22 protein-coding genes and 1 tRNA gene are annotated in these 24,984 nt (G+C 42.0%); 15 read left to right on the forward strand and 8 right to left on the reverse strand.

Going from position 1 to position 24,984, the window contains the following annotated elements; genetic code table 11:
* Positions 1-5: 5 nt before the first annotated feature.
* The gene (locus DUL71_RS10130; protein ID WP_114937971.1) at positions 6-1,427 is read right to left on the reverse strand and encodes an ATP-dependent DNA helicase; all 1,422 of its coding nucleotides are present in this window, start codon (positions 1,425-1,427) and stop codon (positions 6-8) included.
* 57 nt (positions 1,428-1,484) lie between these two features.
* Between DUL71_RS10130 and DUL71_RS10135 the strand changes: the two genes are divergently transcribed.
* Positions 1,485-1,958, forward strand: a complete 474-nt coding sequence (locus DUL71_RS10135) for a hypothetical protein (protein ID WP_114937972.1) — start codon at positions 1,485-1,487, stop codon at positions 1,956-1,958.
* A gap of 1 nt (position 1,959) precedes the next feature.
* Here the strand turns inward: DUL71_RS10135 and DUL71_RS10140 are convergent, their stop codons facing one another.
* A complete protein-coding gene (locus tag DUL71_RS10140; protein ID WP_114937973.1) occupies positions 1,960-2,310 on the reverse strand; it encodes a hypothetical protein in 351 nt (116 codons plus the stop codon).
* A complete protein-coding gene (locus tag DUL71_RS10145; RefSeq protein WP_154402354.1) occupies positions 2,307-2,642 on the reverse strand; it encodes a hypothetical protein in 336 nt (111 codons plus the stop codon). Before DUL71_RS10145 ends, DUL71_RS10140 begins: the two co-directional genes overlap by 4 nt.
* Before the next feature lie 237 nt (positions 2,643-2,879).
* On the opposite strand from DUL71_RS10145, the gene DUL71_RS10150 reads away from it, so the two are divergent.
* A complete protein-coding gene (locus DUL71_RS10150; RefSeq protein WP_114937975.1) occupies positions 2,880-3,692 on the forward strand; it encodes a DUF3822 family protein in 813 nt (270 codons plus the stop codon).
* Positions 3,668-4,204: a 16S rRNA (guanine(966)-N(2))-methyltransferase RsmD gene (rsmD, locus tag DUL71_RS10155; RefSeq protein ID WP_114937976.1), complete on the forward strand. Its 537-nt coding sequence runs from the start codon at positions 3,668-3,670 to the stop codon at positions 4,202-4,204. The genes DUL71_RS10150 and rsmD overlap by 25 nt, the downstream gene beginning before the upstream one ends.
* Here rsmD and DUL71_RS10160 read toward each other — a convergent pair.
* A complete protein-coding gene (locus DUL71_RS10160; RefSeq protein ID WP_114938527.1) occupies positions 4,201-4,953 on the reverse strand; it encodes a DeoR/GlpR family DNA-binding transcription regulator in 753 nt (250 codons plus the stop codon). The genes rsmD and DUL71_RS10160 overlap by 4 nt on opposite strands.
* Before the next feature lie 58 nt (positions 4,954-5,011).
* On the opposite strand from DUL71_RS10160, the gene nudK reads away from it, so the two are divergent.
* Entirely contained in the window at positions 5,012-5,590 is a 579-nt protein-coding gene (nudK, locus tag DUL71_RS10165) for a GDP-mannose pyrophosphatase NudK (RefSeq protein WP_114937977.1), read from the forward strand.
* Positions 5,591-5,718: 128 nt separating this feature from the next.
* Positions 5,719-6,180 carry a pantetheine-phosphate adenylyltransferase gene (gene coaD / locus DUL71_RS10170; protein WP_114937978.1) on the forward strand — a complete coding sequence of 154 codons (462 nt, stop codon included), beginning with the start codon at positions 5,719-5,721 and terminating at the stop codon, positions 6,178-6,180.
* Here coaD and DUL71_RS10175 read toward each other — a convergent pair.
* Positions 6,149-6,787: an NUDIX hydrolase gene (locus DUL71_RS10175; RefSeq protein ID WP_114937979.1), complete on the reverse strand. Its 639-nt coding sequence runs from the start codon at positions 6,785-6,787 to the stop codon at positions 6,149-6,151. The genes coaD and DUL71_RS10175 overlap by 32 nt on opposite strands.
* Here DUL71_RS10175 and pyrE point away from each other — a divergent pair.
* From pyrE to DUL71_RS10190, 3 genes are all read left to right on the forward strand, one after another.
* Entirely contained in the window at positions 6,786-7,445 is a 660-nt protein-coding gene (pyrE, locus tag DUL71_RS10180) for an orotate phosphoribosyltransferase (protein ID WP_114937980.1), read from the forward strand. The two genes, DUL71_RS10175 and pyrE, sit on opposite strands and share 2 nt — an antisense overlap.
* Before the next feature lie 76 nt (positions 7,446-7,521).
* The gene (locus DUL71_RS10185) at positions 7,522-7,917 is read left to right on the forward strand and encodes an SRPBCC family protein (protein WP_114937981.1); all 396 of its coding nucleotides are present in this window, start codon (positions 7,522-7,524) and stop codon (positions 7,915-7,917) included.
* 376 nt (positions 7,918-8,293) lie between these two features.
* Positions 8,294-9,922: an ABC-F family ATP-binding cassette domain-containing protein gene (locus tag DUL71_RS10190; RefSeq protein WP_114937982.1), complete on the forward strand. Its 1,629-nt coding sequence runs from the start codon at positions 8,294-8,296 to the stop codon at positions 9,920-9,922.
* A gap of 65 nt (positions 9,923-9,987) precedes the next feature.
* Here DUL71_RS10190 and DUL71_RS10195 read toward each other — a convergent pair whose 3' ends face one another.
* On the reverse strand, positions 9,988-10,164 hold the full coding sequence (locus DUL71_RS10195; RefSeq protein WP_154402355.1) for a hypothetical protein: 177 nt from the start codon (positions 10,162-10,164) through the stop codon (positions 9,988-9,990).
* Positions 10,165-10,496: 332 nt separating this feature from the next.
* Here DUL71_RS10195 and DUL71_RS10200 point away from each other — a divergent pair, with 332 nt between their 5' ends.
* Together DUL71_RS10200 and DUL71_RS10205 are read left to right on the forward strand one after the other, a co-directional pair.
* Entirely contained in the window at positions 10,497-14,765 is a 4,269-nt protein-coding gene (locus tag DUL71_RS10200) for a T9SS type A sorting domain-containing protein (RefSeq protein WP_161964410.1), read from the forward strand.
* Positions 14,762-15,469: a hypothetical protein gene (locus tag DUL71_RS10205; RefSeq protein WP_114937984.1), complete on the forward strand. Its 708-nt coding sequence runs from the start codon at positions 14,762-14,764 to the stop codon at positions 15,467-15,469. The genes DUL71_RS10200 and DUL71_RS10205 overlap by 4 nt, the downstream gene beginning before the upstream one ends.
* Before the next feature lie 78 nt (positions 15,470-15,547).
* Here DUL71_RS10205 and DUL71_RS10210 read toward each other — a convergent pair.
* Both DUL71_RS10210 and DUL71_RS10215 read right to left on the reverse strand, forming a co-directional pair.
* Positions 15,548-15,620, reverse strand: a tRNA-Lys gene (locus tag DUL71_RS10210).
* 348 nt (positions 15,621-15,968) lie between these two features.
* Positions 15,969-17,528 carry a beta-N-acetylhexosaminidase gene (locus tag DUL71_RS10215; protein ID WP_114937985.1) on the reverse strand — a complete coding sequence of 520 codons (1,560 nt, stop codon included), beginning with the start codon at positions 17,526-17,528 and terminating at the stop codon, positions 15,969-15,971.
* A gap of 250 nt (positions 17,529-17,778) precedes the next feature.
* Here DUL71_RS10215 and DUL71_RS10220 point away from each other — a divergent pair, with 250 nt between their 5' ends.
* The 5 genes from DUL71_RS10220 (at position 17,779) to DUL71_RS10240 (ending at position 24,984) form a co-directional block, all read left to right on the forward strand.
* Positions 17,779-19,062 (forward strand): sugar MFS transporter, encoded by a 1,284-nt coding sequence (locus DUL71_RS10220; RefSeq protein WP_114937986.1) that lies wholly within the window; start codon positions 17,779-17,781, stop codon positions 19,060-19,062.
* A complete protein-coding gene (gene nagA, locus DUL71_RS10225) occupies positions 19,041-20,246 on the forward strand; it encodes an N-acetylglucosamine-6-phosphate deacetylase (protein WP_244228732.1) in 1,206 nt (401 codons plus the stop codon). Before DUL71_RS10220 ends, nagA begins: the two co-directional genes overlap by 22 nt.
* 22 nt (positions 20,247-20,268) lie before the next feature.
* Positions 20,269-21,024 carry a glucosamine-6-phosphate deaminase gene (locus DUL71_RS10230; protein ID WP_114938529.1) on the forward strand — a complete coding sequence of 252 codons (756 nt, stop codon included), beginning with the start codon at positions 20,269-20,271 and terminating at the stop codon, positions 21,022-21,024.
* Between the two features lie 39 nt (positions 21,025-21,063).
* Positions 21,064-21,675 carry a carbohydrate-binding family 9-like protein gene (locus DUL71_RS10235; protein ID WP_114937987.1) on the forward strand — a complete coding sequence of 204 codons (612 nt, stop codon included), beginning with the start codon at positions 21,064-21,066 and terminating at the stop codon, positions 21,673-21,675.
* Between the two features lie 378 nt (positions 21,676-22,053).
* A complete protein-coding gene (locus DUL71_RS10240) occupies positions 22,054-24,984 on the forward strand; it encodes a SusC/RagA family TonB-linked outer membrane protein (RefSeq protein ID WP_161964411.1) in 2,931 nt (976 codons plus the stop codon).

Here is a 24,984-nt window from a genome sequence, read left to right on the forward strand (position 1 = left end):
TGTAATTATTCTTCCTTTAACTTATAAAACCTGTTATCAAAGTTTACCAAAAACAATTCGGTAGTGGCGCGGGTGAGCGCGGTGTAAAACCAACGCAAAAAATCCATATTGATCATCTCGTCGGTTACATAACCCTGATCAACAAAAACCGCGTCCCACTGCCCACCCTGGGCTTTATGACAGGTGATGGCATAAGCAAATTTTATCTGTAAGGCATTATAATAAGGATTAAGCTTTAGCTCATTGTGCATGGCCCGTTTATTGGGCAAATGTTCATAGTCCTTCATTACTTCCTGGTAAAACAATTTTTGATTTTCCTGGCTCAACGCCGGTGAATCAGCATAAAGGGTATCAAGCAACACCTTGCAGTCAAGGGTGGGATCTTCAGCATAGTCAATAAACTCCAGTTGAACATCGGCAAAGCGCAAACCATACATCTCCTCGGTGCGCCGTACTTTCACTATCCGGGCAATATCGCCGTTGGCTATAAACGCGGTACTATTTTCGTCCTTATCCTGCAGCCAAAAGTAATTGTTCTTCACAATCATGATCTGATCGCCCCCGGTAAGTTCTTCCTCACGATACAAAATACGGTTGCGGATCTGCCCGTTATACAGGTTGGCATTTTTATTTGACCTGCAAATAATGAGTGTACGATCATGCCCATATTTACGGTATGCATATTCCAACCCTTCGGGCAAACGCTCGCCGGTCATCCTGAACACATCCTTAAATCCTTTGGTGACAATTTGGGGAGCTTCAATAGTTTCTGTGCGAATCAGGTCGCGGATGTTTGTAGCATTAAATAATATGCCCGAATCCTTTTGTTGCCTTAATACCTCAGTAAGCTCATATTTAAATATGGTAATACCAAATTTCCCATTCATGACCTGCTCATCAAGCGCAGGGCTGTTATCGGCCCCTACAGGAGGTAATTGTGCTGTATCTCCTACTAATACCAGCTTACAATTTTTATCATTGTAAACGTACCTCAGCAAATCAAACAATAACGAAACGTGGTTGCTCCCCATTGCCTCATCCGAGATCATGGAAGCTTCATCAACAATAAAAAGGGTATCACTGGCCAGGTTATCGGCAAGGGCAAAACCATCATCGATAGTTAATGCTGATTTTTTACGATAAATACGTTTGTGAATAGTAAAAGCTTTACGCCCCGAATAATTGGTAATAACCTTGGCTGCGCGTCCGGTTGGGGCTAACAACACTGCTTTATAGTTATAATGCCTCAGTGCTTTTACCAATGCACCCACTATAGTTGTTTTACCTGTACCGGCATAACCTTTCAAAATAAAGCATTCATCGCCATCGGTACTTTTTAAAAAAGCATGCAGCTTACCAAAAAGTTCGGTTTGCTGGCCTGTTGGCTCGTGCGGGAATGACTGACGGATATGATCGGGAGTTGACACCCTGCAAAAATGATGATTAGTAATTTAATTCAGTAAGATTAGTTTTACATTTGAGCCATGGAATTTGACGAAAATAAAGAGGAAAGCTACCAGGAAGATGATTTTGTAGATATATATTCAAAACGAGCCATATTTTGGTTCTCGTTTTTCAATTTCATATTCGGAGGAGTATTGCTCATCATTAATTTGTACAACGCAGGTTATAAAAGGGCTATTCCACCGGTTATAGCCTTCATGGCGGTATTTTTTTACGGATCAAACCTCGCAGTAGCTTACTCCGGCATTAATTTAAAACTTGTTGTTGATGCCTTAAATGTAGCTTCAAAAGGCGGCCAGCCTACCCCCGAACAGCTTAAAGCAACATTTTTGTTAGCGGGTTTAAACATTGCAATTGGAATTATAGGAGCATTGATACTTACCCAATATTTCTTCAAAAAATCATTCCCCGATAATGATTATTATCCCAAGCCTGTTTTACGGCCAATATTGGTGATGATACTACTCTATTTTCTGCTTCGGGTGGCTATGTAAGTTATTTATCTGTTTCGGATTCCATACGCCCGGAAACACTAATATTACTTTGTGTCGAATTGTACATATTTCGGCTTTCCTGTTTATAATTGGCGGGAGTTTGACTATCATTCATCACTATTTGAGCATATTTCTTACAACTATCAACATTACGCGTTCTGCTATAACATAAAGCTATATAATATGCTGTTTTATAATTGCGGTTAATCTTATATGAATATTTAAACTTTGCAATTGCACTCTGGAAATTCCTGGCTTGTAAAAAAGCAAATCCTTCCTGATAACTTTGCTTAAAAGTTTCAGTTTGCGAAACAGAATAAATGATCAATAAAACTAAAATTAACGTTTTCATTTTTTATCAGGTTTGGGTAAAGAATCGAAATCAGTTGGTATAGCTGGCGTATATAAGTTAGATGGGGCAGAATTTTTATTAATCTCATAAGGCTTTTCTACTTTAATAGCAAAAGCAATAAGTATTATTCCTAATAAAACAAATAGTAATCCGGGAGATGAACTGACTAATCCGCCTTTAACTCCATGATAGCCTGCTGAAAATTTAAACTCACCCTTTACCCCGCTATTTATTAATTTGTATCCTAACCTGATTGTTAAATAGCCGAAAAGGAAACAAGCCATTTTCATTGCAAAAACCAGTATAACCGGCAGATAAGGCAGTATATCCATAACTATAGCGTGTTTTATAAATATAAGCATAATTTACTGATAGTCAACACCAAAACAGAACAAGAAAATATACTGATATAGTAAATTCATTATTGCAGAATAAAGCTGAGAGATAATATTATTGCTTTTTAAAAGGGAATAGTTATGCTTGAAGAATTAATATTTTACCGATTTATATAGCTACGTTTTCTGAAAACCGCACAGCAATTAAAAAAATGCTACTTTTGTTAAACAGGCATGAACGAACACAATTATACCTACCACGACGATAACTTTAGTTTAGATAAAACTGAAGACTATGTTTTATTAATTCAGGTTGAAAACAATTCGTTTTCATATGCAATCACCGAAAATGGCAAACTAATAGCCTGGGCCGAAAATTACCCTTTTGATGAACTGAGTGATCCGCAGGAATTGCTTGATCTTTTATCTGCCAAATACAGGCAAATGATTATCGGCTTGCCTGCCCATAGCTTTACTCTTGTACCAGCAGCATTATTTTCGGACGACCGGCTGCCGAATCTGGCCCGTTTTCTGGATACGAAGCCCAACAGTAAAGTTTTAGCTCAAATATTAGATAAGGAAAATATCATTGTATACAACACCAGCGAAACCATTGTAAATGCTGCCGATGAATTTGGTATCCGCAATACTGTTTATACATCAAAAGGTTGGCTAACAGCCATTGCGCAGAACAATCCGGGCAATAATAGCCTCTACCTGAATATTGAAAAAGACAAAGTCGAGATAGCGCACTTTTCGCAAGATAAACTACGTTTTTACAACTCTTTTGATTTTAATGGGGACGACGAACTCGTTTACTTTGCCGTGCTGGTAGCTAATGAGCTTAGCCTTGATGCCAAATATACCAGCCTATATATTAGCGGTAACGTCGAATCCGACAGCAAAAGCCTGACTCGCCTGGCAGAGTTTTTTGGAAAGGCCGAAGTAAACAGCTTACAGGTATTAAAATTACCGTCAGAGGTTATAGCACACAGGGTATTATCTATATCGGCTCTTTCATTATGCGCATTATCGGAGGTAGTTTAAAAGGCTTGAGGCTTAACCCGCCTAAAAATCTTCCCGTTCGCCCCACAACAGACCTTGCAAAAGAGGCCTTGTTTAATATCCTGCTTAACCAAATTGAGTTTGAAGGTATTAAAGTACTCGACCTGTTTAGCGGTACCGGTAATATTTCGCTTGAATTTGCTTCGCGCGGTGCCGCTGAAGTTATCTCTGTTGACAGGAGCGTTCATTGTGTTAATTACCTTAAAGACACATCGCGTCAGCATAAGCTTACGCAGATAAAAACTTACCGGGAAGATGTATTTAAATATCTGAATGTAGAAACCGAACAACACGACCTGATATTTGCCGATCCGCCGTATGATTTAAACAGGATCCCTGACTTACCGAAAGTTATTTTCGAAAAGAATTTGCTTAAGTCTGATGGACTACTGATAGTTGAACACCAATCCTTGCAAAACCTGAGCAATCATCCTGCATTTGTTGAACAAAGGAAATATGGTCATTCGTCTTTTTCTTTTTTCAGAACGGCTTAAACACTTGCTTTCAAAATAGTTATCTCTTTTGTGTTAAAGTCCTTTAGCTGATCTGCTTCCGCATCGGTGATAATAGCGTTAATCAAATCTAATCCTGCAAAATTAAGGTAGGTTTCTTTTCCGATTTTGGTGGCGTCGCACAAAATATAGGTATAAGCGCTATTAGCGGCGAAAGCGGAAGTAATGGATGCTTCGTATTCGCTATTGGCAAACAGCCCGGTTTTTGAAATACCATCAATACCTAAAAAAGCCTTGGTTGCCCGGTATTTGTTGATATGCTCAATGGCTGTTGTGCCATGTACGGCTTGTCGCTCTTTGTCAAGTTCCCCTCCTATTATATTAACGCTTACTGCACAATTCTGAAGCTCATATATTACAGGTAATGAATTTGTTATCACCTTTATCTTCTTGTTTTTAATGAACTGACAAAGTCTGAAAACTGTGCTGCCACAATCCATAAAAATAATATCGCCATCGTTAATTTGCGCTACAGCCAGGCGACAAATAGCATCTTTAACGCCTGCATTTTGTGCGCTTTTATTCACAAAACTATGCGGCTTTTCAAGAGGGTTAACTTTGGTAGCCCCGCCGTGGGTGCGATAAAGCAAACCGTCTGCAGCCAATTGGTTAAGATCCCGCCTGATTGTGATTTCCGAAATATCCAACTCGGTGGCTAATTGTTTAATATCAACCTCTCCCGCCTGATCAAGCTGTTCAATTATTTTTTGTTTTCTTTTAGGAAAGTTCATTTTATTTATTTTAATTCGTTCAAAAATAATCATTATTAATCAAAAACGATCAATCAAAATGAATCCAATAGAAATTCTTAGTACTGATATCTTATCAGATAACTGGTACACATTAAAGAAAGTAACTTATCAGGTTAAAGAAAACAACGGAAATACTTCGGTTCAAAGTCGCGAGGCATATGACCGTGGTAATGGCGCAACTATTTTGCTTTACAATAAGGCGCAGCAATCTGTCATATTAACCAGGCAATTCAGGCTGCCGACCTATATTAATGGCAACCCTGATGGAATGCTGATTGAATGTTGCGCGGGCCTGCTTGATAGGGACAATCCGGAAGATTGCATCCGTAAGGAAACTGAAGAAGAGACTGGTTATAAAATAACTGATGTGAAGAAGGTTTTTGAGGCATACATGTCGCCTGGTTCTGTCACTGAAATCCTTTACTTTTTTGTAGCCGAATATAGCAGAGAAATGAAAGTTAGTGACGGAGGTGGTCTCGCCCATGAAAATGAAAATATCGAGGTTTTGGAATTACCCTTCAGCCAGGCCCTGCAAATGATGCAAACCGGAGAAATAAAAGACGGTAAAACAATTATGCTCCTGCAATATGCGCAATTAGCTTCGCTGGTTTACTGATGATACAGTTGATTGGATAAATGGTCGTTTTTAAGATAAGTCTGCCTCTTGTTAAATAATAGCGATAACATGCAAAAAAAATAGATTTTCACTTGAGCAACCAATCAACAATTCACTAATTTTACTGCATGAAGATAGCCCTTTTTCCAGGTTCCTTTGATCCCATCACAAAGGCACATGTTGATATTGTTAAGCGATCTGTTGAGTTGTTTGATAAATTTTATATTGGCATAGGTGTAAACAGCAGCAAGAAAGGGCTCTTAACTATAGAACAGCGCGAACAAATGATCAGGGCTGTTTTTGAACATGACGAACGGATCCATGTGATAGCCTATGAAGGGCTTACCGTTGATTTTTGTAAAAGCATAGGCGCCGCATACATGATCAGGGGCATCCGTACCGTATCCGACTTTGAATATGAGAAAGCCATAGCGCAGATGAACCATTCCCTCGCGCCAGATATCGAAAGCATATTTATAGTAAGTAAACCAGGCTATTCATCCATTAGCTCAACCATTGTACGCGAAATTATCCGGTATAATGGCGATGTAAGCCAGTTTATTCCGAAAGAGGCATTACCTTATTTGTAACCAGCTTTTCTTCATGGAGTACATCCATTATAGATGGAAATGTATTTTCAATTATCGGCTCAATGTGCTCATGCTCAAACCAGCGCACATCGGTAATACCTTCTTCTTTTTGTGGTTTTAACTTTTCTTTGCCTTTGCTTTTCATGGCAAACCAATGTGTTTTCTTTAGTACAACTTCACCGCGGTTCACATAAACGTGGTAGGTTTTGCAAATTTTTTCTCCCAGTTCGCTAACTTTTATACCGCACTCCTCTTCTACCTCGCGTACTGCCGCTTCTTTTACCTTCTCGTCTTTTTCTATTTTGCCTTTAGGCAAATCCCATTTATCGTTACGATAAATGAATAAATATTGCCCCTTAGTGTTCATAACCAGGCCGCCCGCAGCTTCAATAAGTGTAATATTCTTCTTGATGGCTTTTAAATATACCTTGGCGTTAGGCGTTTTTATGTAAAACAGTTTATTAGGATTAGCGAGAATCCAGGTGTATATAATTTTCAAGTCAAAGGTCTCTGCATCAAGCTTTTCAAAATTATCTGCATGCTTTGGTTCAGATTCTGTGAGCAGGATAACCTTTTCGTTAATATAAATTCTGTATTTTTGAGCCATGTTTACTAATAATGAGATCGAACAACAAGTAGCCGAATTCCTGCTGCAAATTAAAGCAATTAAATTACAACCCAATAATCCTTTTACATGGGCATCGGGCTGGAAATCTCCAATTTACTGCGATAACCGCGTTACGCTTTCTCATCCAACCATCCGCACCTATATCAGGCAGCAGCTGGTTGCAGCCATCCAGGACAAATTTGGTTCGGTGGGCTGTATAGCGGGTGTGGCTACTGCTGGTATTCCGCAGGGAGCTTTGGTAGCACAAGAATTAGGACTTCCTTTCATCTACGTACGCTCAAAACCTAAAGAGCATGGTACAGGCAGTATGATTGAAGGTGATGCCGTTACTACATCAGGCAAACGTGTTGTAGTAATTGAAGATTTGCTTTCAACCGGTAAAAGCAGTTTACAGGCTGTTGAAGCTTTGCGTGCCGCTGGTTATGATGTTGCCGGTCTCGCTGCCATCTTCACTTATGGCTTCGATATCGCCGACGAAAACTTCAAACTGGCTAATTGCCCATATGTAACGCTGTCAAATTACAATGCGCTGATTAAATATGCAGAAGAGCACCAATTCATCAACGAAAAAGATGTAAACCTGCTTAAACAATGGCGCGAGAACCCATCAACCTGGGGCGAAATAGCAGCAAGTTAAGACCGCAGATTTTTTTGATTTCGATGATTTTGGTTCACTGTTAATAGACGGCCGAATTTATCTCACATCTACCAAAATGAATACATTCACAAGTACAATAAGCATTAACAAACCTTTAGCTGAGGTTTATGATTTTTTGGCTGATTTTAATAATCATCAGCAGCTAATGCCCGATAATATCCAGGAATGGATATCTACCCGTGACGAGGCGCGGTTTAGCATCCAGAATATGGCCAAACTTGCTTTGAAAATTGAGGAACGTATTCCCAATCAATTGGTAAGAATTATTCCGGCTGAAAAACCTCCATTTGATCTTGAATTAAAATGGTCGTTATCTTTCAATAACGACCATACAGATATTTTATTCACCATTAATGCTGAGCTTAGCATGATGATGAAAATGCTGGCATCAGGTCCGCTACAAAAACTGGCCGACCATGAAACACAAAGTTTACTTAATATTTTAAGCTAACACCAGCATTATTGCAAAGCTTGTATTTAGTATACTTTGCGTTTTTGAGTATTGTTGATGGCTATTACCACATTGATGATAATTAAACCTATAATTAAAGCTCCCATGACCATTGTTAAATAATTTAAATGAATTGTTATATCAGTTGTTAGTCAAAGGCTGTACCACTATAGTATAATTGGCAAAATGTACCTTTAAAACGCTCCAAACGCGCTTTTAGTTTACATTCAATTATCATTTCTGTGTAATTGTATGCCCATCAATTAATTTTATGGGGAAAATTGCTGCTCAAAAAAATCCCCATCCATAATATCGGCACCGTATGTCGTAAAAATGAAGTTTTTAGCTTACTTTTGCGCCAAATTAGAGGTGCAGCATGATCACGGTATCCAATCTTTCTTTACGTTACGGTAAGCGGACTTTATTTGAAGACGTTAACCTGAAATTTACACAAGGCAATTGTTATGGTATTATCGGCGCTAATGGCGCGGGTAAATCTACATTCCTGAAAATTCTTTCGGGCGATATTGATCCAACCAGCGGTTCGGTTAGTTTTACTCCAGGCGAGCGTATGGCTGTATTAAGCCAGAACCATTACGCTTTTGACGAATTTACAGTTCTTGAAACTGTGATGATGGGTCACAAGGAAATGTATGCCATAATGAAGGAGAAAGACGCCATTTACCTTAAAGAGGATTTCAGCGATGCCGACGGAGAACGTGCCGGCGAACTGGAAAACCTTTTTGCAGAAATGGACGGCTGGAATGCCGAAAGCAACGCTGCTACCCTATTGAGCAACCTTGGCATTAAAGAAGATTTTCATTATCAATTGGTTAAAGACCTTGATAATACTCAAAAAGTACGCGTGCTATTAGCGCAGGCACTTTTTGGAAAACCCGATATCCTGTTACTGGATGAGCCTACCAACGACTTGGACATCCACACCATTAGCTGGCTCGAAGATTTCCTTGCCTCATATGAAGCTATTGTATTGGTTGTATCGCACGACAGGCACTTCCTTGATACTGTATGTACCCACGTGGTAGATATCGACTTTGGTAAGATGACCATTTATACCGGTAACTATACCTTCTGGTACGAATCAAGCCAATTAGCATTAAAACAACGTGCCGAGCAGAATAAGAAGGCGGAAGATAAAGTTAAAGAGCTTCAGGAATTTATTCGCAGGTTTAGCGCCAACGCGTCAAAATCCAAACAAGCAACCAGCCGTAAAAAGGCTTTGGATAAGATCAACCTGGATGAGATCCAGCCATCAAACCGTAAATATCCGGGCATTATATTCAACAACCTTGGTCGTGAGGCCGGTGACCAGATCTTAACGGTTGAAAACCTGGGCAAAACGCTAAATGGTGAAGTGTTATTCAACAATATCACTTTTACAGTAAATAAAGGCGATAAAATTTCCATCCTGTCGCAAAACAGTTTGGCAACCACCGCTTTCTACAATATTTTAACCGGAAGGGATAAAGACTTTACAGGTACTTTTAAATGGGGCGTAACCATCAATGCTGCCGATATCCCTAACGATAGTAGCGAATACTTTGACGGCAAGACTGATAATCTGATAGATTGGCTGCGCGAATATTCACCAGGCGAAAAGGACGACCAGTTTATCCGCGGCTTTTTAGGCCGGATGCTGTTTTCGGGCGAAGAGGTTATGAAAAAGTGCAGCGTACTTTCTGGTGGCGAAAAAATGCGTTGCATGTTTAGCCGCATGATGCTACAACAAGCTAATCTTTTAATGTTTGATGAGCCAACCAACCACCTCGACCTGGAATCAATCACTGCTCTCAATAATGGTATGAAAGATTTCCGTGGCACCATACTCTTCACCTCGCGAGATCATGAATTGGTTGAAACGGTTGCAAACCGCATCGTTGAGCTAACCCCGGGTGGCTATATTGATAAGCTCATGACCTACGACGAATATATTAACAGCTCCGTAGTTCAAAAGCAACAGGAAGAACTTTACGCTGCGGTGTAATAATCAATAAAGAATTGAAGAGGGCCGATAGTAAATACTATTGGCCCTTTATATTTTACACTTTATTAGCTAATCCTTGTAGCCTGTGTTTCAAGTTGATTTATGGTAGACTCGTCGCTAAACAGGTAAAAATGATCTTTAGTATAAGAATACTGAACGTTTAGGCCGTTTTGGGCGATAAAGTCCTTAACTAAGCTTTCATACTGAAGCTTGTTAATTTTAAGCAATTTTCTTTTTTCCATAGGAGTAGATGTTAAGTTCCACAATTTAAGCAGCATTTATTAAAATTACAACAACAAAATCAACACATTGTTGCGAAATTTTAATTTATCACCAGAACTTATCTGTTAACATACAAATAACAATAAAACAATTTTCTTTTAAGTAAAAAACGACTGGCTTTTCAAAAGCGCTTTGCTATATTTGCCTCAAACTTAAACCGTTCTCGTTAAAAAACAACCAAACGTTTTGATAACAAAGAGCCTATCACAACTGCATGAATAAATCTTTACCTAAACTCCTCGAAATATCAATAACCCATTACATTAAACATTGTATTGCTTTCTTTATCCTGATGCTTTTCGGAATACAGTTACATGCGCAAGCGCCCATAGTTGCCAGTATTTCACCGGCCTCCGGTCCGGCGGGCACCGTAGTTACTATCAGCGGTAAAAACTTCAATGCCAATGCAGCGCTGAATGCTGTATTTTTTGGCGCAGCCAAAGCAACATTGAAATCAGCTACTAATAGCGCTATAACGGCTATTGTACCAGCCGGGGCAACGTTTCAACCGGTTGCCGTTACTGCTAATAACCTAACAGGATACTCGGCCAAGCCGTTTATTATTACTTACGATAACGGCGGTAATGTATTTACAACCCACAATGCATTTGCCCCCAAATTGAACCTCCCGGTAGACGATAATAATTATACAGGATCTGTTACTACCGCCGATATTAATGCCGATGGCAAGCCCGACCTTGTAGTGCTCACAACAGGCCTGGGCGGTGGCGTACGCATCTATAAAAATAATGGCAGCAGCACAAAGCCTTTTGGCCCTAATGCCGATTTTTTCATCAGTAATGATGCAGACCCGATAAAAGTTATAGCTGCAGATTTGGATGGTGACGGATTGCCCGATCTGGCTGTTGCCAATTATCGGTCACCAACATTCACTACATATCTTAACACAAGCAGCGGCAGCCAGATTTCCTTTGCTAAAGGCATTACTTTTGGCAAAGAGCCAATAAGCGCTTTTGGTCTCCAAGCGGGCGATCTTGACCTCGACGGCAAACCGGATATAGTGGTAATTGATCAGGTAGGCGATGTAGTTTCGGTATACAAAAATACGAGCAAACCAGGCGCGCTCTCTTTTGATCCTAAAGTCGATTTTGTAACCGGTGCTGCTCCATTTGATGTTGAAATTGTTGATATGGATAGCGATGGGCGTGCCGATATTGTTACCGGCAATCATGAAGGTGCTACAATTTCTGTTTTAAGAAACACCACTTCCGGTTCATCTATTTCGTTTGATACAAAAAAAGATTTTCTTGCCGGCAATTCGCCCTATAATATAGCCGTTGGCGATATGAACAACGATGGCAAGCCCGACGTTGGAGTAGTCAACCACCCCTTTTTTGGTGAAATGAAAACGGGTTGTGGTTTGCGCAATACAAGCACTCCGGGCAATATATCGTTTGATACCAAAGTTGATTTTTATACCGAATTATATTCCGACGATCTGGTAATGAACGACATGGATGGCGATGGCCGACCGGACCTTGCTTTTCTTGATCACGATAGCGGTACAGCAAAATTGTTATCTAATAAAAGTACGGGCACCGCCTTGGTATTTAGCGGCCCGATAAGTTTTGATGCCGGCCAATACCCGCTCGGCATTGCTGTAGGCGATGTTAATGGCGACGGCAAGCCAGACATCGTCGAATCCAATACTTACTATGTTTCGTTATTAATTAATCAATCGGGACTACTTACCCCAGGCATTACATCATTTACGCCACAAATTACCGGCGAGGGCAAAACCGTTACCATTACCGGCGTTAACCTTACAGGGACATCGGCAGTTTACTTTGGGGGCGTGCCTGCCACAAGTTTTAACGTTGAATCGGCCACAAAGGTCACGGCTGTAGTTGGCACCGGGCGCTCAGGTGATATTACACTTACCACACCTTATGGTACAGTAGCAATTAATGCCTTCAATTTTCTACCTAAGCCGGTTATTCAGTCATTGTCAACAACATCTTCGGGCGGTACATATACCGTTGTCATTAACGGCTCCGATTTTACAGGTACTACTGATGTGAGTATAGGTGGAACACCTGTAACATCTTTCAAAATAAATTCGCGAAGCGTGGTTACTGCTGTTGCCAGCAAAGCACCTACAGGCAATGTGGTATTGACCACACCGGGCGGCACGGCTACTTTTGCGTATATTGTACCACCAACCGTTACTGCCTTTACGCCCAATACCGCGCCCACAGGCGGTGTAGTAAATATAACCGGCACTAATTTTACAGGTGCAACTGCGGTTACCTTTGGAAGCTATACGGCGCAATCATTTACCGTAAACAACGCAACAAGCATTACTGCCACAGTAAATACAGCGGGCAGCGGCAATGTGGCTGTTACTACCCCGGGAGGCACCGGAAGCATGGCCGGTTTCACCTTTATAGGTGCACCGATTGTATCTTATTTTACTCCCAACAGTGCAGGTGCAGGTGCTACAATTACTATTACAGGTAGTAATTTTACAGGAGCTACAGCGGTGAGCTTTGGTGGCCTGCCTGCAAAATCATTTGTAGTTAATTCAGCAACAACCATTACAGCAATAGTCGGCCCATCTGCCAGCGGCGATGTAGTCGTAATGACACCCGGCGGTACAGCCAAACGATCCGGCTTTACTTTTATAGCGCCGCCCGTTATCACTTCGGCCGATGCCACAGGCTACGCAGGCTCAACAGTTGAAATTAACGGCAGCAATTTGAAAAGTGTCACCAGCGTAAGCTTTGGCGGTGTGCGGGCAAAATCATTCAGTATACTTAGTGATACCAAAATCACAGCCGTACCTGCCAATACAGGTGCAAGCGGCGATATAACCCTTACTAACGACGGCAATACAGTAAGCTTTCCGGGCTTTACCTATTTGTATCCGCCAACTTTAACTTCACTAAGCCCCACATCAGGCACTGTAGGCACTCCGATAACCATCACCGGAACTAACCTAACCGGGACTACCGACGTTCGCTTCATGAGTAGCCCGGCAACTTCTTTTACAGTAAACAGCCCTACCAGCATTACGGCTATAGTTGGCGCGGGTAGCAGCGGTACGGTGTATATAACCACCCCGGCAGGCACCGCTAATATCAACGGCTTTACATTCATTCAGCCGCAGCCGGTACCAACACTGGCCTCTTTTGTTCCGGCACAGGGTTTTATAGGCTCAAGGGTATACTTAACAGGCACAAACCTTACCAACGTTACCTCGGTAACAATTGGCGGCGTGCCCGCAGCATCATTTTCAAGCGAATCGGCAACAGGACTGTTTGTCTATGTGGGCCGGGGTGCTGTCGGTGGCGATATCATAGTTACCACACCGCGCGGTTCGGCAACTATAAAAGGCTTTGTGGTGGTACCACCAACCGCCATAACCGGGTTTTCACCAAAAGTGGCTGTAGCGGGAACAGTTGTTACCATAACAGGTCATGGCTTCCTAAATACTACCCGCTTAGGGTTTGGTTCGGTACCGGCCAAAGCATTCGTTGTGCAGGGCGATGACCGGATCACTGCAACCGTTGGCGACGGAGCCGAAGGTGATATCTACCTTGAATCGCCTGCCGGCGCCGGTTCTATCACCGGCTTCTTATTTACACCCAAGCCTAAAGTTACAGCCGGTGGCCAAACAACTTTTGTAAGCGGTGGTAGCGTTACACTTTATGCCACTATCGGCAGCGATTATGCTTATCAGTGGATGAAGAACGGTAAAAATATCAGCGGGGCAACGCAGCAAACCTTTAAGGCTACCGAATCCGGAAATTATAGCGTTACCTTAACCCATGCAGGTATTAGCTTAACATCTGATGAAATTACGGTTACTGTCATTTATACCTTACCGGCAAGTAATTTCAAAGTATCGGCAACAAGCGCTACCTGCAAAGGCGAAAACAACGGCATTATCGGTATTACAGCAATACAGTCACTCTCCTACCAGGCTGTGCTAACCGGCAACGGGTTAAATAAGCAATATACGTTTACCAATAATTTAACTATCGATAATTTAACTGCAGGAACTTATAACGTTTGCATCACCGTTGATGGTCAGGCCGACTATAAACAGTGTTATGATCTTGTGATCACCCAACCTCAGGACCTGTCGGTATTTTCATCTGTTAACAAAGCGACTCAAACCGTTAACCTGAGCTTAAACGGCAGCGATAATTACGCGGTTGAATTGAATGGTACGGTTTATCATACTACCGATAATTCTATTTCATTACCATTACGTAAAGGCAACAATAAGCTCGTGGTAGCAACAGATAAGCTTTGCCAGGGAATTATCGAAAAAACCATTGCGGTGAGTGATAACGCGCTGCCTTATCCAAATCCTTTCCTGGATATCTTAAATGTTAACCTTGGTGATACCGTAGTAAACAATTGCACCATCAGGGTATTTAACATTGCTGATGGCCGGTTATTATATCAGCAAAAATTTCATAACCAGGCAGGAGTTGTTCAGCTTAACCTGGCAGGGTTAAAAAACGGAACCTATTCTTTAAATATGCTGGCCGACAACGTTGAGTCGGTTTTCAAGATCATCAAAAAATGAGAAAATTACTTGCCTATATAACCATATTATTGATAGCAACAGGCTGCGGCAAAAGCGGCGGCGGCGATACTCCACCGCAACCTCCGCCAGGACCCGGTGTTTCGGCATTGCTGTTTCCGGCAAAAGACGAATTGTGTAACCAAGGCACCGTTGTATCCGCTACTCAAAGCAAAGTGGTATTTAAATGGGGCAGCGCCAGCAATGCCGACAGTTACTCGATCAGTATAAAAAACCTCCTTACCGGCGCGAGCGTCTCACAATCGGCCACGCAAACGCAGTTAGAAGTAACACTTGATCGCAACACCCCTTATTCATGGAACGTTGTTTCCTTATCATCAAAAAACACTGATGCCAAAACGCAAAGCGATACCTGGAAATTTTACAATTCGGGTCCGGGAGTAGTATCATACGCTCCCTTCCCTGCCGAAGCGGTAAGCCCCGCTGTAGGCGCAAACGTTGCCACCTCAACCGAGCATACATATAACTTAACATGGAAAGGCAGCGATGTAGATAATGATATCCTGAATTACGATCTGTACTTTGGCGATAGTACCACGCCGCCATTGGTTGCAGCCAAAGTAAAAGACAGCTTTTACAACAAGCTACCAGTAAAACAGGCAACCACATTTTACTGGAAAGTGGTTACCCGCGACTCGAACGGTAATACTTCTGAATCTGCGCTGTTTCAATTTAAAGTGCTTTAGTGGATATAATTTGTGTGAGAAATGTGTGCAACAAAAAAGCCTCGCGAAAAATCGTGAGGCTTTTTTGTTGATTTTCAGTGACCCCGGAGAGATTCGAACTCTCGACCCAATGATTAAGAGTCATTTGCTCTACCAGCTGAGCTACGGAGTCTTATGTCCGATTTTCATCGGGTGGTAAATATGCGAATTATTTTCTTTTTTGCGCTAAAAAATACCCGGCACCGGCAATTATTTTGATCTGTTGATTGTAAAATTGTTTTGATCAGTATAATGCATTTTAATTTAGACTGTCCCGTACTTGTTCTACTTATCAAAGTTGGTCTTTAATTAATCAACGGTATAGGGCATCGATAGCATTGTAGTTAAAAAACGGCAACGTCAAAACTTATATGATGTTGAAGTCAGAACAATGATCAAATAAATTAATCTTTGTAAAACTTGAAATGATCAGAAGAAACACCTCTGAAAATGTTTTCAGAGGTGTTTCTTCGTTCCAAATCTATTTCACAAGCTTATCGAAAAGCTCATTAAGCTTGGCGTTGCGAAGCGCCTTTTCATCAGTCAGTTCACCCGCTTTTAAAAACCCGCCGTTAAGCCGGTCAAATTTTTCATCAAGTTTAACGGATTGATCCTTTAATGCAACTGCAGTGGCACGGTATTTCCCTTTCACGCCTTCGTTAAATTCATCGCTGTTCATAGCGGCTTCCAACTGTAACGTGTTTAGGTAAAACAACCTGATTTCGGCCATTAAACGGTAATGCTCAAACTCCTGCTGGTTTTTCTGTGGCTTCAATTTATTCAAGGTATTTAACGCGGAACGCGTACTGTCAGCTAAATTATCAAGCGATAAATCTGTTTTGCTTTTTACCTTACCAAACGCAACAGGATAAGGAGCCGTAAACAGGGCTTTCCTGAACAGGTCTGCATCCGCCAGACTAAACCCATAATTAGTTTTGCAGTAATCACGGGTAAAAGCGGATATATCCAATGGCTGGTTACTTTTAACCGCCTCAGTGTAGGCTGTAATGAGCATGTTAAATGCCGATAAGGGGTAAACACGACGGATGGGATATAAAGCCACCGGATCGTCATTAGAGTCAAATACCGTTGAGTAAGCGCCCGAGGTTGACCAGGAAGTCATCACCACGCCCTGATAATGTAACTGTTTGATCTGCGGGATAAAATTGTGGATATTCTCAAAATGGTTCCACCACTTTTCAATATAAAAATTATCAGGTTCGCTACGGATAGACGGCGCTCCCCAAACTTCATAGCCACTTGCCAGCAGCTTATCACGGTTGCCAAAAAGATTTGGGTTCCAGCCATAATTCCAGTCAACAAAAACTGTTTGTTTAGGCAACAAGTGAATATAGTCGGGGTATTTTAGGGCGATATCTGCCCATACTACCGGTTTCTTACCCAAGTTGCTAACAATATCGCAAATGAGTTTGATATGATCAAAGTATAGTCGTGACAGTCCTACTTCGGCAGCTTTCTTTTTGCATTTTTCACAGTGGCCTAATAAAAAGGTTTCGTCGCCACCAATGTGTACGTACGGCGAATCATGCAGGCTGATCATATCTTTGATCAACTTGGTGAACAATTGCCGGTTCAGTTCAGGTTCGCTTGGGCATACCTGCGAAAAATCCTTATCATCTTCCCTTAACGCGGCATATTTATAATGCCGTAAGATGTATTCGACATGCCCAAACGTTTGCTGTAAAGGGATAACATCTATATGCAGGCTACCACAGTATTTTATAAAATCTTTTACCTCTGCGCGTGTGTAAGCATACTTATTGGAGATAACCGATTCCCCGCTATAAGGATATGAACCCTCCCACTCCATAATCAATGTATTGATGCCCTGGTTATGCAACTTTAGGGCCAGTTGTTTTAACGCAGGAATGGTCATTACCTGGATCCGCAGATCGACGTGAAAGGCTTTCACCTTTAACTTATCCTGCGCATGACTTTTAACAGCAATTGAACAAAGTAATAACACTACTAATAAACAGTGCTTCGTAAATCTCTTGAAATTGGGCCGGAGGTTTTTCATAACTTAATTTCGTTTTATCGTGTACGTACACGATAAAACGAAATTATCTTGTTGATTTTAATTTTCCAAATATTATTGTCGCTATTTGAAAGAAAAATTGACGCGGCTAAGTTGGTCTTACAACGCAAAGGCTTCCCCTACTGTATCAACACAATCCATTGGCACCCGATTTACGCAGATAATTAAAAAATATTTTTTTGATATACAAAAATCACTATTATTGCACCGTGTACGTACACGAAAACAAACCATGACAAAACCAAAAACATTATTACCCATACTGTTGCTTTGTGCAATGTTTTTTGCGTTTGGTTTTGTTACCTGGGTAAACGCTATTCTCATTCCCTTTTTTAAGACAGCTTTCGAGTTGGATCATTTTTCTTCTTACCTGGTGGCATTTGCCTTTTATATCTCCTATTTGGTTATTTCATTACCCGCTACGTACTTGCTCAAAAAACGTGGTTTCAAAACCGGAATGAGTCTCGGTTTCTGGATCATGGCAACCGGTACGCTGCTCTTTATCCCTGCCGCCTATTTTAAGCAATATGCTATTTTTCTACTGGCTTTATTGATAATAGGCACAGGTCTTGCCATAGTACAAACCGTTGTTAATCCTTACGTTACGCTGTTAGGCAAACAGGAACATGCCGCGCGCCGCATCAGTATTATGGGTATCTGTAATAAAGTTGCAGGGATAATTGCTCCCGTTTTTTTGGGCTCATTTATCTTTTTGAATAAAGACCAACAATTTCTGGATGCACTACACCATATGCCGCCCGCCGCAAAAGAGGTTTTCCTTATCAGCTTTATCCGCAGGGTTATTCCGCCGTACATTACAGTTTCCGTGGTACTCGTTGCTTTGGGAGCACTTGTAAGATTCCCTATCTTACCCGAAATTGATGTGCAAAAGACGGATGAACAGGCGCCAGCACCGCAAAAGATCATCCATTATCCTCATCTAATATTAGGAGCTTTGGCTATATTTTTTCATGTAGGCTCGCAGGTTGTAGCTATAGATACGGTGATCAGCTACACCCGAGATATGGGATTACCGATGGAAAAAGCCCGCTATTTTCCTTCTGCTGTTTTATTCATGACTATTTGCGGCTACTTTTTAGGCATCGTATTTGTACCCTGGAAGTTTTCGCAGCTAACCGCTTTACGCATCTGCAGTGTATTAGGTTTGTCGCTATCATCACTTGTTTTACTTTGTCATTTGCAAATTTCTATTTGGGGTAATACCTTAAGCGCATCAGTTATATTTTTAACGATGCTGGGCCTGGCCAATTCAATGATTTGGGCCTGCATATGGCCGCTGGCACTTGAACGCTTAGGAGATAAGGTACGGGTTGGAAGTTCATTACTGATCATGGGCTTATGTGGAAACGCGATAATGCCACTGATTTATGGTTATTTGGCCGATCACATAGGCCTGCAAAATGCGTACGTTATATTACTGCCCTGTTACTCATATTTGGTATTTTTCGCATTACGGGGTTATAAACTAAATACATGGAAACTGAGAAGCAATTAATGTCGACTTTTTTAAAAATAAGTAACGCGCGCATTATAACGCCCAATGGCATATACCCAAACGGCACTTTAATAACTGAAAACGGGCGGATCAAGGCCATTGAAAACGGTCCGGTTGATTTTACCTGCGACAATGAAATTGATGCCAAGGGTAACCTTTTATGTCCCGGTTTTATTGATATCCATGTGCATGGCGGAGGCGGTTTTGATTTTATGGACAACAACGTTAAAGCTTATTTAAAGATAGCCGAAATGCACGCGCGGTTTGGTACTACCGCCATGACGCCAACCAGCCTGAGTTCCAGCTTTGCTGATTTGGAGAAGACTTTGGAATGCTATGAATCGGCCTCAAAACTTAATCATAACGGAGCCGAATTTATTGGTTTTCATATTGAAGGCCCCTACGTTTCGATGGAACAAAAAGGAGCGCAAAACCCACTTTATATCAAAGATCCTGATCCTGCGGAATACACCCGGATCATTGAAAGGTTTCCTTTTGTAAAACGCTGGAGTGCCGCCCCCGAACTACCCGGTGCAATGGATTTTGGCAGATACCTGAAAAGCAAAAATGTATTAGCCGCCATAGCACATACTGACGCTGTTTTTGAAGATGTAATTGAGGCCTTTGACAACGGTTTCACGCATGTAACGCATTTCTACAGCTGCATGTCCACCGTATTCCGGAAGGATGCTTACCGCTATGCCGGTTCTGTTGAGGCTACGTACTTTCTGGATAACATGACTGTAGAGATCATTGCCGATGGTGTGCACCTTCCCCCTGCCCTGCTTAAATTGGTTTGCAAGCTGAAAGGATATGATAATATTTCACTGATCACAGATGCCATGCGTGCCGCGGGGCTACCTCCTGGTGAGAGCTATCTCGGCACCCTCGAAGATAATTTTAAAGTTATTGTAGAAGATGATGTAGCTAAACTACCTGATCGCTCGGCGTTTGCGGGCAGCGTGGTAACATGTGATAAGTTGATTAAAAACATGGTTCAACTGGCAGATGTGCCATTAGTTGAGGCGATAAAAATGATGACGATAAATCCGGCCAGAGTAATGGGCGTTGATCAGCAGAAAGGCTCATTAACAGCAGGTAAAGATGCAGACCTGGTACTGATGACCGACGATTTTGACGTTTTGCAAACCATTGTTAAAGGACAAACTATTTACAAAGCCTGAGCAAGGCTTAATTGATAATCAAATGAAAACGACATACGAAAACCTAAACGTTATCATCCTGGCCGACAGGCAAGCGCTCGGCGCGAAAGCTGCCGCCGATGCCGCAGTAACGATAAATAAATTACTGAGCGAAAAAGAGCATATCAACATCATTTTCGCGGCGGCCCCCTCACAGTCAGCTTTTTTAGAGAGCCTGAAAAATGATGATTCCGTTGAATGGGAAAGGATTAACGCTTTTCACATGGACGAGTACCTGGGTTTACCTGCAGATGCGCCTCAAAGCTTTGGGAACTTTTTAAAAGAAGCCATATTTGGTCACGCCAATTTCCGGAGCATAAATTACATAAATGGCAATACAACGGATATAAATACGGAACGTGAACGTTACGCCCGCCTGCTTAATCAAAACCCGCCTGATATTGTTTTTATGGGAATAGGTGAAAACACCCATCTTGCTTTTAATGAACCATTTCAGGCCGATTTTACTGATCCAGAAATTATAAAGATAGTTACGCTCGACAGCGTCTGCAGACAACAACAAGTTAACGATGGTTGTTTTAACCAGCTGGGTGACGTACCGGTAAAAGCACTAACACTAACCATCCCGATCTTGGTAGCTGCAAAACACATATTTTGCATGGTACCGGGGGTCAATAAAGCCGGGGCGGTAAGAAAAACGCTGAACAAGCCTGTTTCTGTCGAGTTCCCATCAACCATCCTGCGCAAACACCATAATGCTATCTTATATCTTGATACACAAAGCGCATCGTTATTATAAGCTATTATTTCAAAGCTTGTCCTTGATTGTACAACACTCATGATCTCAACAGAAACCGTTATTCCTTTTTCTGCAAAAGGCTGCGATATGGTTACGTTAAGCCTTCAGCATGCTTTATGGGATACTGCCTTACAGCAGGAGTTGCGGGTTGGCATTGCTCATGATGGCAAAGGCCTATGGCTGGCTTTTGATGTTTTCGATCAATTTTTACAAGCGAAGAAAAGAAGTTTCAATGATGACGTTCACTTTGATAACTGTGTCGAGTTTTTCTTCCGACTTCCTGGCGACATTAATTATTACAATTTTGAGTTTAATTGCCTTGGTTCAATAAAAGCTGCTTACGGACCTGACAGGTATCAGCGAGAGTTTTTGCCGATTGACATTCTGCAAAAAATAGAACAAAATCTTGAGCTTTCTATCAGCAATCAAAATAAAACCGGGTTGATCAATTGGAAAATCAACATTTATATTCCCATTGTGGCATTTCCATTTAGCAACATCTCTTCGTTTCGAAACACTACCTGTGAAGCTAATTTTACCAAATGCGGCGATATGCTCCCACAACCCCATTATTTTTCATGGGTTTACGTTGATACCCCGAATCCCGACTTCCATCGCCCTGAATTTTTCGGGCAAATACACTTCTCGTAAATATCATTAACTGTTCCTTCTGTTTTCCTGCCTGAATGCCGTGATTTTATGGTTTTTATACACCTAAAAACCTGCTAACCTCTCTTTTTCGAACATTTTTCGCCTTAATCAATAAATAAAATCCCAAAACATTTGGAAAATTATTAAAAACAAATAAATTTGTTTACGTGTACGTACACGTTCATATTGTTATCGTTAACGTAACAATATTTCTTCTGCCAGTTTTTACCATTTTAATCACAGATCAATGAATTAACTTTTATTAAAACCCAAACAATTAGAGCTATGATGAAACAACGACCACCAATCAACATGCACTCTTCAACCTTACCCGGGGATACCTGCTCCCGGTGTTGGGGTAAGATGACATTAAAGCTTATGATGCTTTTCCTATTCGTTATAGGAAGCTTCATGGCCAACGCGCAAAACCGACTGGTTAGCGGCCGGATAATTGACAGCCTAACACTACAAGGCGTTAGCGGCGCGACCGTTAAAATTAAAAACACAACCAAAGGAACGGTTGCTAATCCCGATGGCTCCTTTAAAATTGAAGTTGCTACCGGCGCTATATTGGAGATATCGGCAGTAAACTATCATCCTGTTGAGGTTAAAACAAACCAATCCACGCCAATGCAGATCATGATGACATCCATCAACAAAACGCTGGCCGATGTGGTTGTCATAGGCTACGGTACAGCCAAACGATCTGATGTTACAGGTTCCGTGTCTTCGGTACCTAAGGCCCGTTTGTCCGAAATACCGGCACCAAACGTGTTACAGGCCATGGAAGGTACTGTGGCCGGTGTCAACATCACCACAGGGACAAACGCTCCTGGCGAAAGCCCCAGCATTGTGGTTCGTGGCGTTAATACGATTACAGGCAGCACGGACCCGCTGATTGTTATTGACGGGACGCCGTTTCAGAGCCTCTCCCTAAATGACATCAACACCAATGATATCGCCTCAATAGATATACTAAAAGATGTATCGGCCACTGCCATTTATGGTACCCGAGGCGCTAACGGCGTATTATTGATTACCACTAAGCATGGTAAAGCTGGTAAAGCGTCTATCTCGTTCAGCAACTACGCGGGTCCGGAATATTTTGCACATAAGGTGAAACCTATGGGTCCGGCGGAGTATGTGCAGAAATATGCCGACTACAAACTGGAAGCTGGTGTAGACAATAATTTCCCCGTTCCGAACCAATATGAGCAGGAAAATTATGCTGCCGGGAAAACTACCGACTGGCTAAAGGAAATTTCACAACAGGGCTTTATTCAGGACCATAACCTGAGCATTACCGGTGGCGGCAAGGATGTAAGATACTTTGTATCGGGCGATTACTTCCGCGAGAAGGGTTTGCTTAAAGGCTTCCAGAATAAACGCGGGAGCATCCGCTCAAACATTGACGCAACCCTGGCCAGCTTTTTAACTGTTGGCGCTAACCTGTACATGACACTCAATAACTTTGACGGCGGACGCGTAAACCTGCAGCAGGCTATGCAAATGAGTCCTTATGGTAGGTTTAAAGACCCGGATGGCAATTATACAATTTTCCCCATGTCGGGCGATCTGGCTTTTCAAAGCCCTATGCTTGGCCTTACAACAACACGGAACGACAGGCGCGAGAACTTCATAACCAACGTTTATGCTGAAGTAAAACCATTGGCCGGGCTAAAATACCGTGTTAATGCCAGTTACAACTACCTCCCTACCCTGTATCAATATTACCAGGGCCGATTGGCCGGCGATATCACCAATTGCTCGGCAACAGTAAGCAATGGCGAACGCAACAACTGGGTGGTTGAAAACATTTTGACATACGAGAAGAACTGGAATAAACACCATATCGATTTTACCGGCTTGTACAGCGCCCAGCAGAACCGTGAGTATTCATCAACCATCAATGCATCAGGCTTTATTAACGATGCGCTGCAGTTTAATGCCTTGCAGGGCGCTTCTACGTTCTCGGCTTCTTCATCGTACATCAAAACCACCATTGTATCGCAAATGGCAAGGATTAACTATAGTTATGATAGCCGTTACCTGATTACAGCCACAGCCCGTCGTGACGGTTACTCGGCATTTGGCAGTAATACTAATAAATATGGTACATTCCCATCTGTTGCAATAGCCTGGAACGTGAGTAATGAAGCGTTCATGAAAAAGGCTGAATTTATCGATAACCTTAAACTACGTGGCTCATATGGTTTATCAGGCAACCAATCGGCAGTAGTACCTAATTCAACAGTTACTACATTTTCAACCACCAGCATCCCGTCCGGCGGCAAGCCTACAACAGGTATTGTTGCTGATATATTGGGCAACAGCGACCTGAAATGGGAAAGCACTTATGGCGCTAATATAGGTATCGATTTCAGCTTGTTTAAAGGTCGCGTTAGTGGTACTATTGAAGGGTACAAAACCACCACTAAAAATCTGGTGCTTTACCGCCAGCTACCTGCCGCTACCGGCTACCTCAACATTGTATCCAACGTAGGTAAGGTTGGCAATAAAGGTATTGAGGTTACTTTACGTACCCAAAACATCGTTAGCGGCGATTTTAGGTGGGAAACCAATTTCAACTTCGCGGCCAACAACAACAAGATTCTCGACCTGTATGGCGATAAAAAAGATGATATCGGTAACCGCCTTTTCATTGGCAAACCCATTTATGTTATTTATGATTACAAGCAGGTTGGCGTATGGAAAGTTGGCGAAGATCCGTCCAAACAAGATCCAGGTGCCATCCCCGGCGATTTAAAATTTGCCGATCTGGATCATAACGGCGTTATTACATCTGATGGTAAAGACCAGACCATCCTTGGGCAATCAACACCAAAGTGGACGGGCGGCGTTACCAGCGCGTGGCATTACAAAAACTTTCACCTGAGTGTATTCATCCAAACAGTACAGGGCGTTACCAAATATAACCAGCTGACCAATTTTGTTGACTATGGTGGCAGGCAAAACGTTGTGAGCGGCCTTGGCTACTGGACACCAACTAACCAAAGCGATGTCCGTCCGTCAATTAACTATGTAAATTACCTTAACTACGGCTACCCGCAAAAGGCAAACTTTACGCGTATTAAAGATGCTACTTTTAGTTACACCATGCCTAATTCACTGGCCGATAAGCTAAAGCTCAGCGCGCTTACTTTATATGTAACCGGTCGTAACCTGGCAACTTTTACTAATTGGTTTGGATGGGACCCAGAAGCTAACTACGCCGCAACCGGCGACACCGGAGGCAATTATCCTTTGGTACGGACATTTATTATTGGCGCAAACATCACATTAAAATAA

The sequence above is a fragment of the Mucilaginibacter endophyticus genome (assembly GCF_003351025.1).
Lineage (GTDB): Bacteria > Bacteroidota > Bacteroidia > Sphingobacteriales > Sphingobacteriaceae > Mucilaginibacter > Mucilaginibacter endophyticus.

What these genes read in the sequence shown, in the direction of transcription:
- DUL71_RS10135 (WP_114937972.1), top strand. Translation starts at nt 1,485, where the DNA reads ATGGAATTTGACGAAAATAAAGAGGAAAGCTACCAGGAAGATGATTTT.
- DUL71_RS10140 (WP_114937973.1), bottom strand. Translation starts at nt 2,310, where the DNA reads ATGAAAACGTTAATTTTAGTTTTATTGATCATTTATTCTGTTTCGCAA.
- DUL71_RS10145 (WP_154402354.1), bottom strand. Translation starts at nt 2,642, where the DNA reads ATGGATATACTGCCTTATCTGCCGGTTATACTGGTTTTTGCAATGAAA.
- DUL71_RS10150 (WP_114937975.1), top strand. Translation starts at nt 2,880, where the DNA reads ATGAACGAACACAATTATACCTACCACGACGATAACTTTAGTTTAGAT.
- rsmD (WP_114937976.1), top strand. Translation starts at nt 3,668, where the DNA reads ATGCGCATTATCGGAGGTAGTTTAAAAGGCTTGAGGCTTAACCCGCCT.
- DUL71_RS10160 (WP_114938527.1), bottom strand. Translation starts at nt 4,953, where the DNA reads ATGAACTTTCCTAAAAGAAAACAAAAAATAATTGAACAGCTTGATCAG.
- nudK (WP_114937977.1), top strand. Translation starts at nt 5,012, where the DNA reads ATGAATCCAATAGAAATTCTTAGTACTGATATCTTATCAGATAACTGG.
- coaD (WP_114937978.1), top strand. Translation starts at nt 5,719, where the DNA reads ATGAAGATAGCCCTTTTTCCAGGTTCCTTTGATCCCATCACAAAGGCA.
- pyrE (WP_114937980.1), top strand. Translation starts at nt 6,786, where the DNA reads ATGTTTACTAATAATGAGATCGAACAACAAGTAGCCGAATTCCTGCTG.
- DUL71_RS10175 (WP_114937979.1), bottom strand. Translation starts at nt 6,787, where the DNA reads ATGGCTCAAAAATACAGAATTTATATTAACGAAAAGGTTATCCTGCTC.
- DUL71_RS10185 (WP_114937981.1), top strand. Translation starts at nt 7,522, where the DNA reads ATGAATACATTCACAAGTACAATAAGCATTAACAAACCTTTAGCTGAG.
- DUL71_RS10190 (WP_114937982.1), top strand. Translation starts at nt 8,294, where the DNA reads ATGATCACGGTATCCAATCTTTCTTTACGTTACGGTAAGCGGACTTTA.
- DUL71_RS10195 (WP_154402355.1), bottom strand. Translation starts at nt 10,164, where the DNA reads ATGGAAAAAAGAAAATTGCTTAAAATTAACAAGCTTCAGTATGAAAGC.
- DUL71_RS10200 (WP_161964410.1), top strand. Translation starts at nt 10,497, where the DNA reads ATGCTTTTCGGAATACAGTTACATGCGCAAGCGCCCATAGTTGCCAGT.
- DUL71_RS10205 (WP_114937984.1), top strand. Translation starts at nt 14,762, where the DNA reads ATGAGAAAATTACTTGCCTATATAACCATATTATTGATAGCAACAGGC.
- DUL71_RS10215 (WP_114937985.1), bottom strand. Translation starts at nt 17,528, where the DNA reads ATGAAAAACCTCCGGCCCAATTTCAAGAGATTTACGAAGCACTGTTTA.
- DUL71_RS10220 (WP_114937986.1), top strand. Translation starts at nt 17,779, where the DNA reads ATGACAAAACCAAAAACATTATTACCCATACTGTTGCTTTGTGCAATG.
- nagA (WP_244228732.1), top strand. Translation starts at nt 19,041, where the DNA reads ATGGAAACTGAGAAGCAATTAATGTCGACTTTTTTAAAAATAAGTAAC.
- DUL71_RS10230 (WP_114938529.1), top strand. Translation starts at nt 20,269, where the DNA reads ATGAAAACGACATACGAAAACCTAAACGTTATCATCCTGGCCGACAGG.
- DUL71_RS10235 (WP_114937987.1), top strand. Translation starts at nt 21,064, where the DNA reads ATGATCTCAACAGAAACCGTTATTCCTTTTTCTGCAAAAGGCTGCGAT.
- DUL71_RS10240 (WP_161964411.1), top strand. Translation starts at nt 22,054, where the DNA reads ATGATGCTTTTCCTATTCGTTATAGGAAGCTTCATGGCCAACGCGCAA.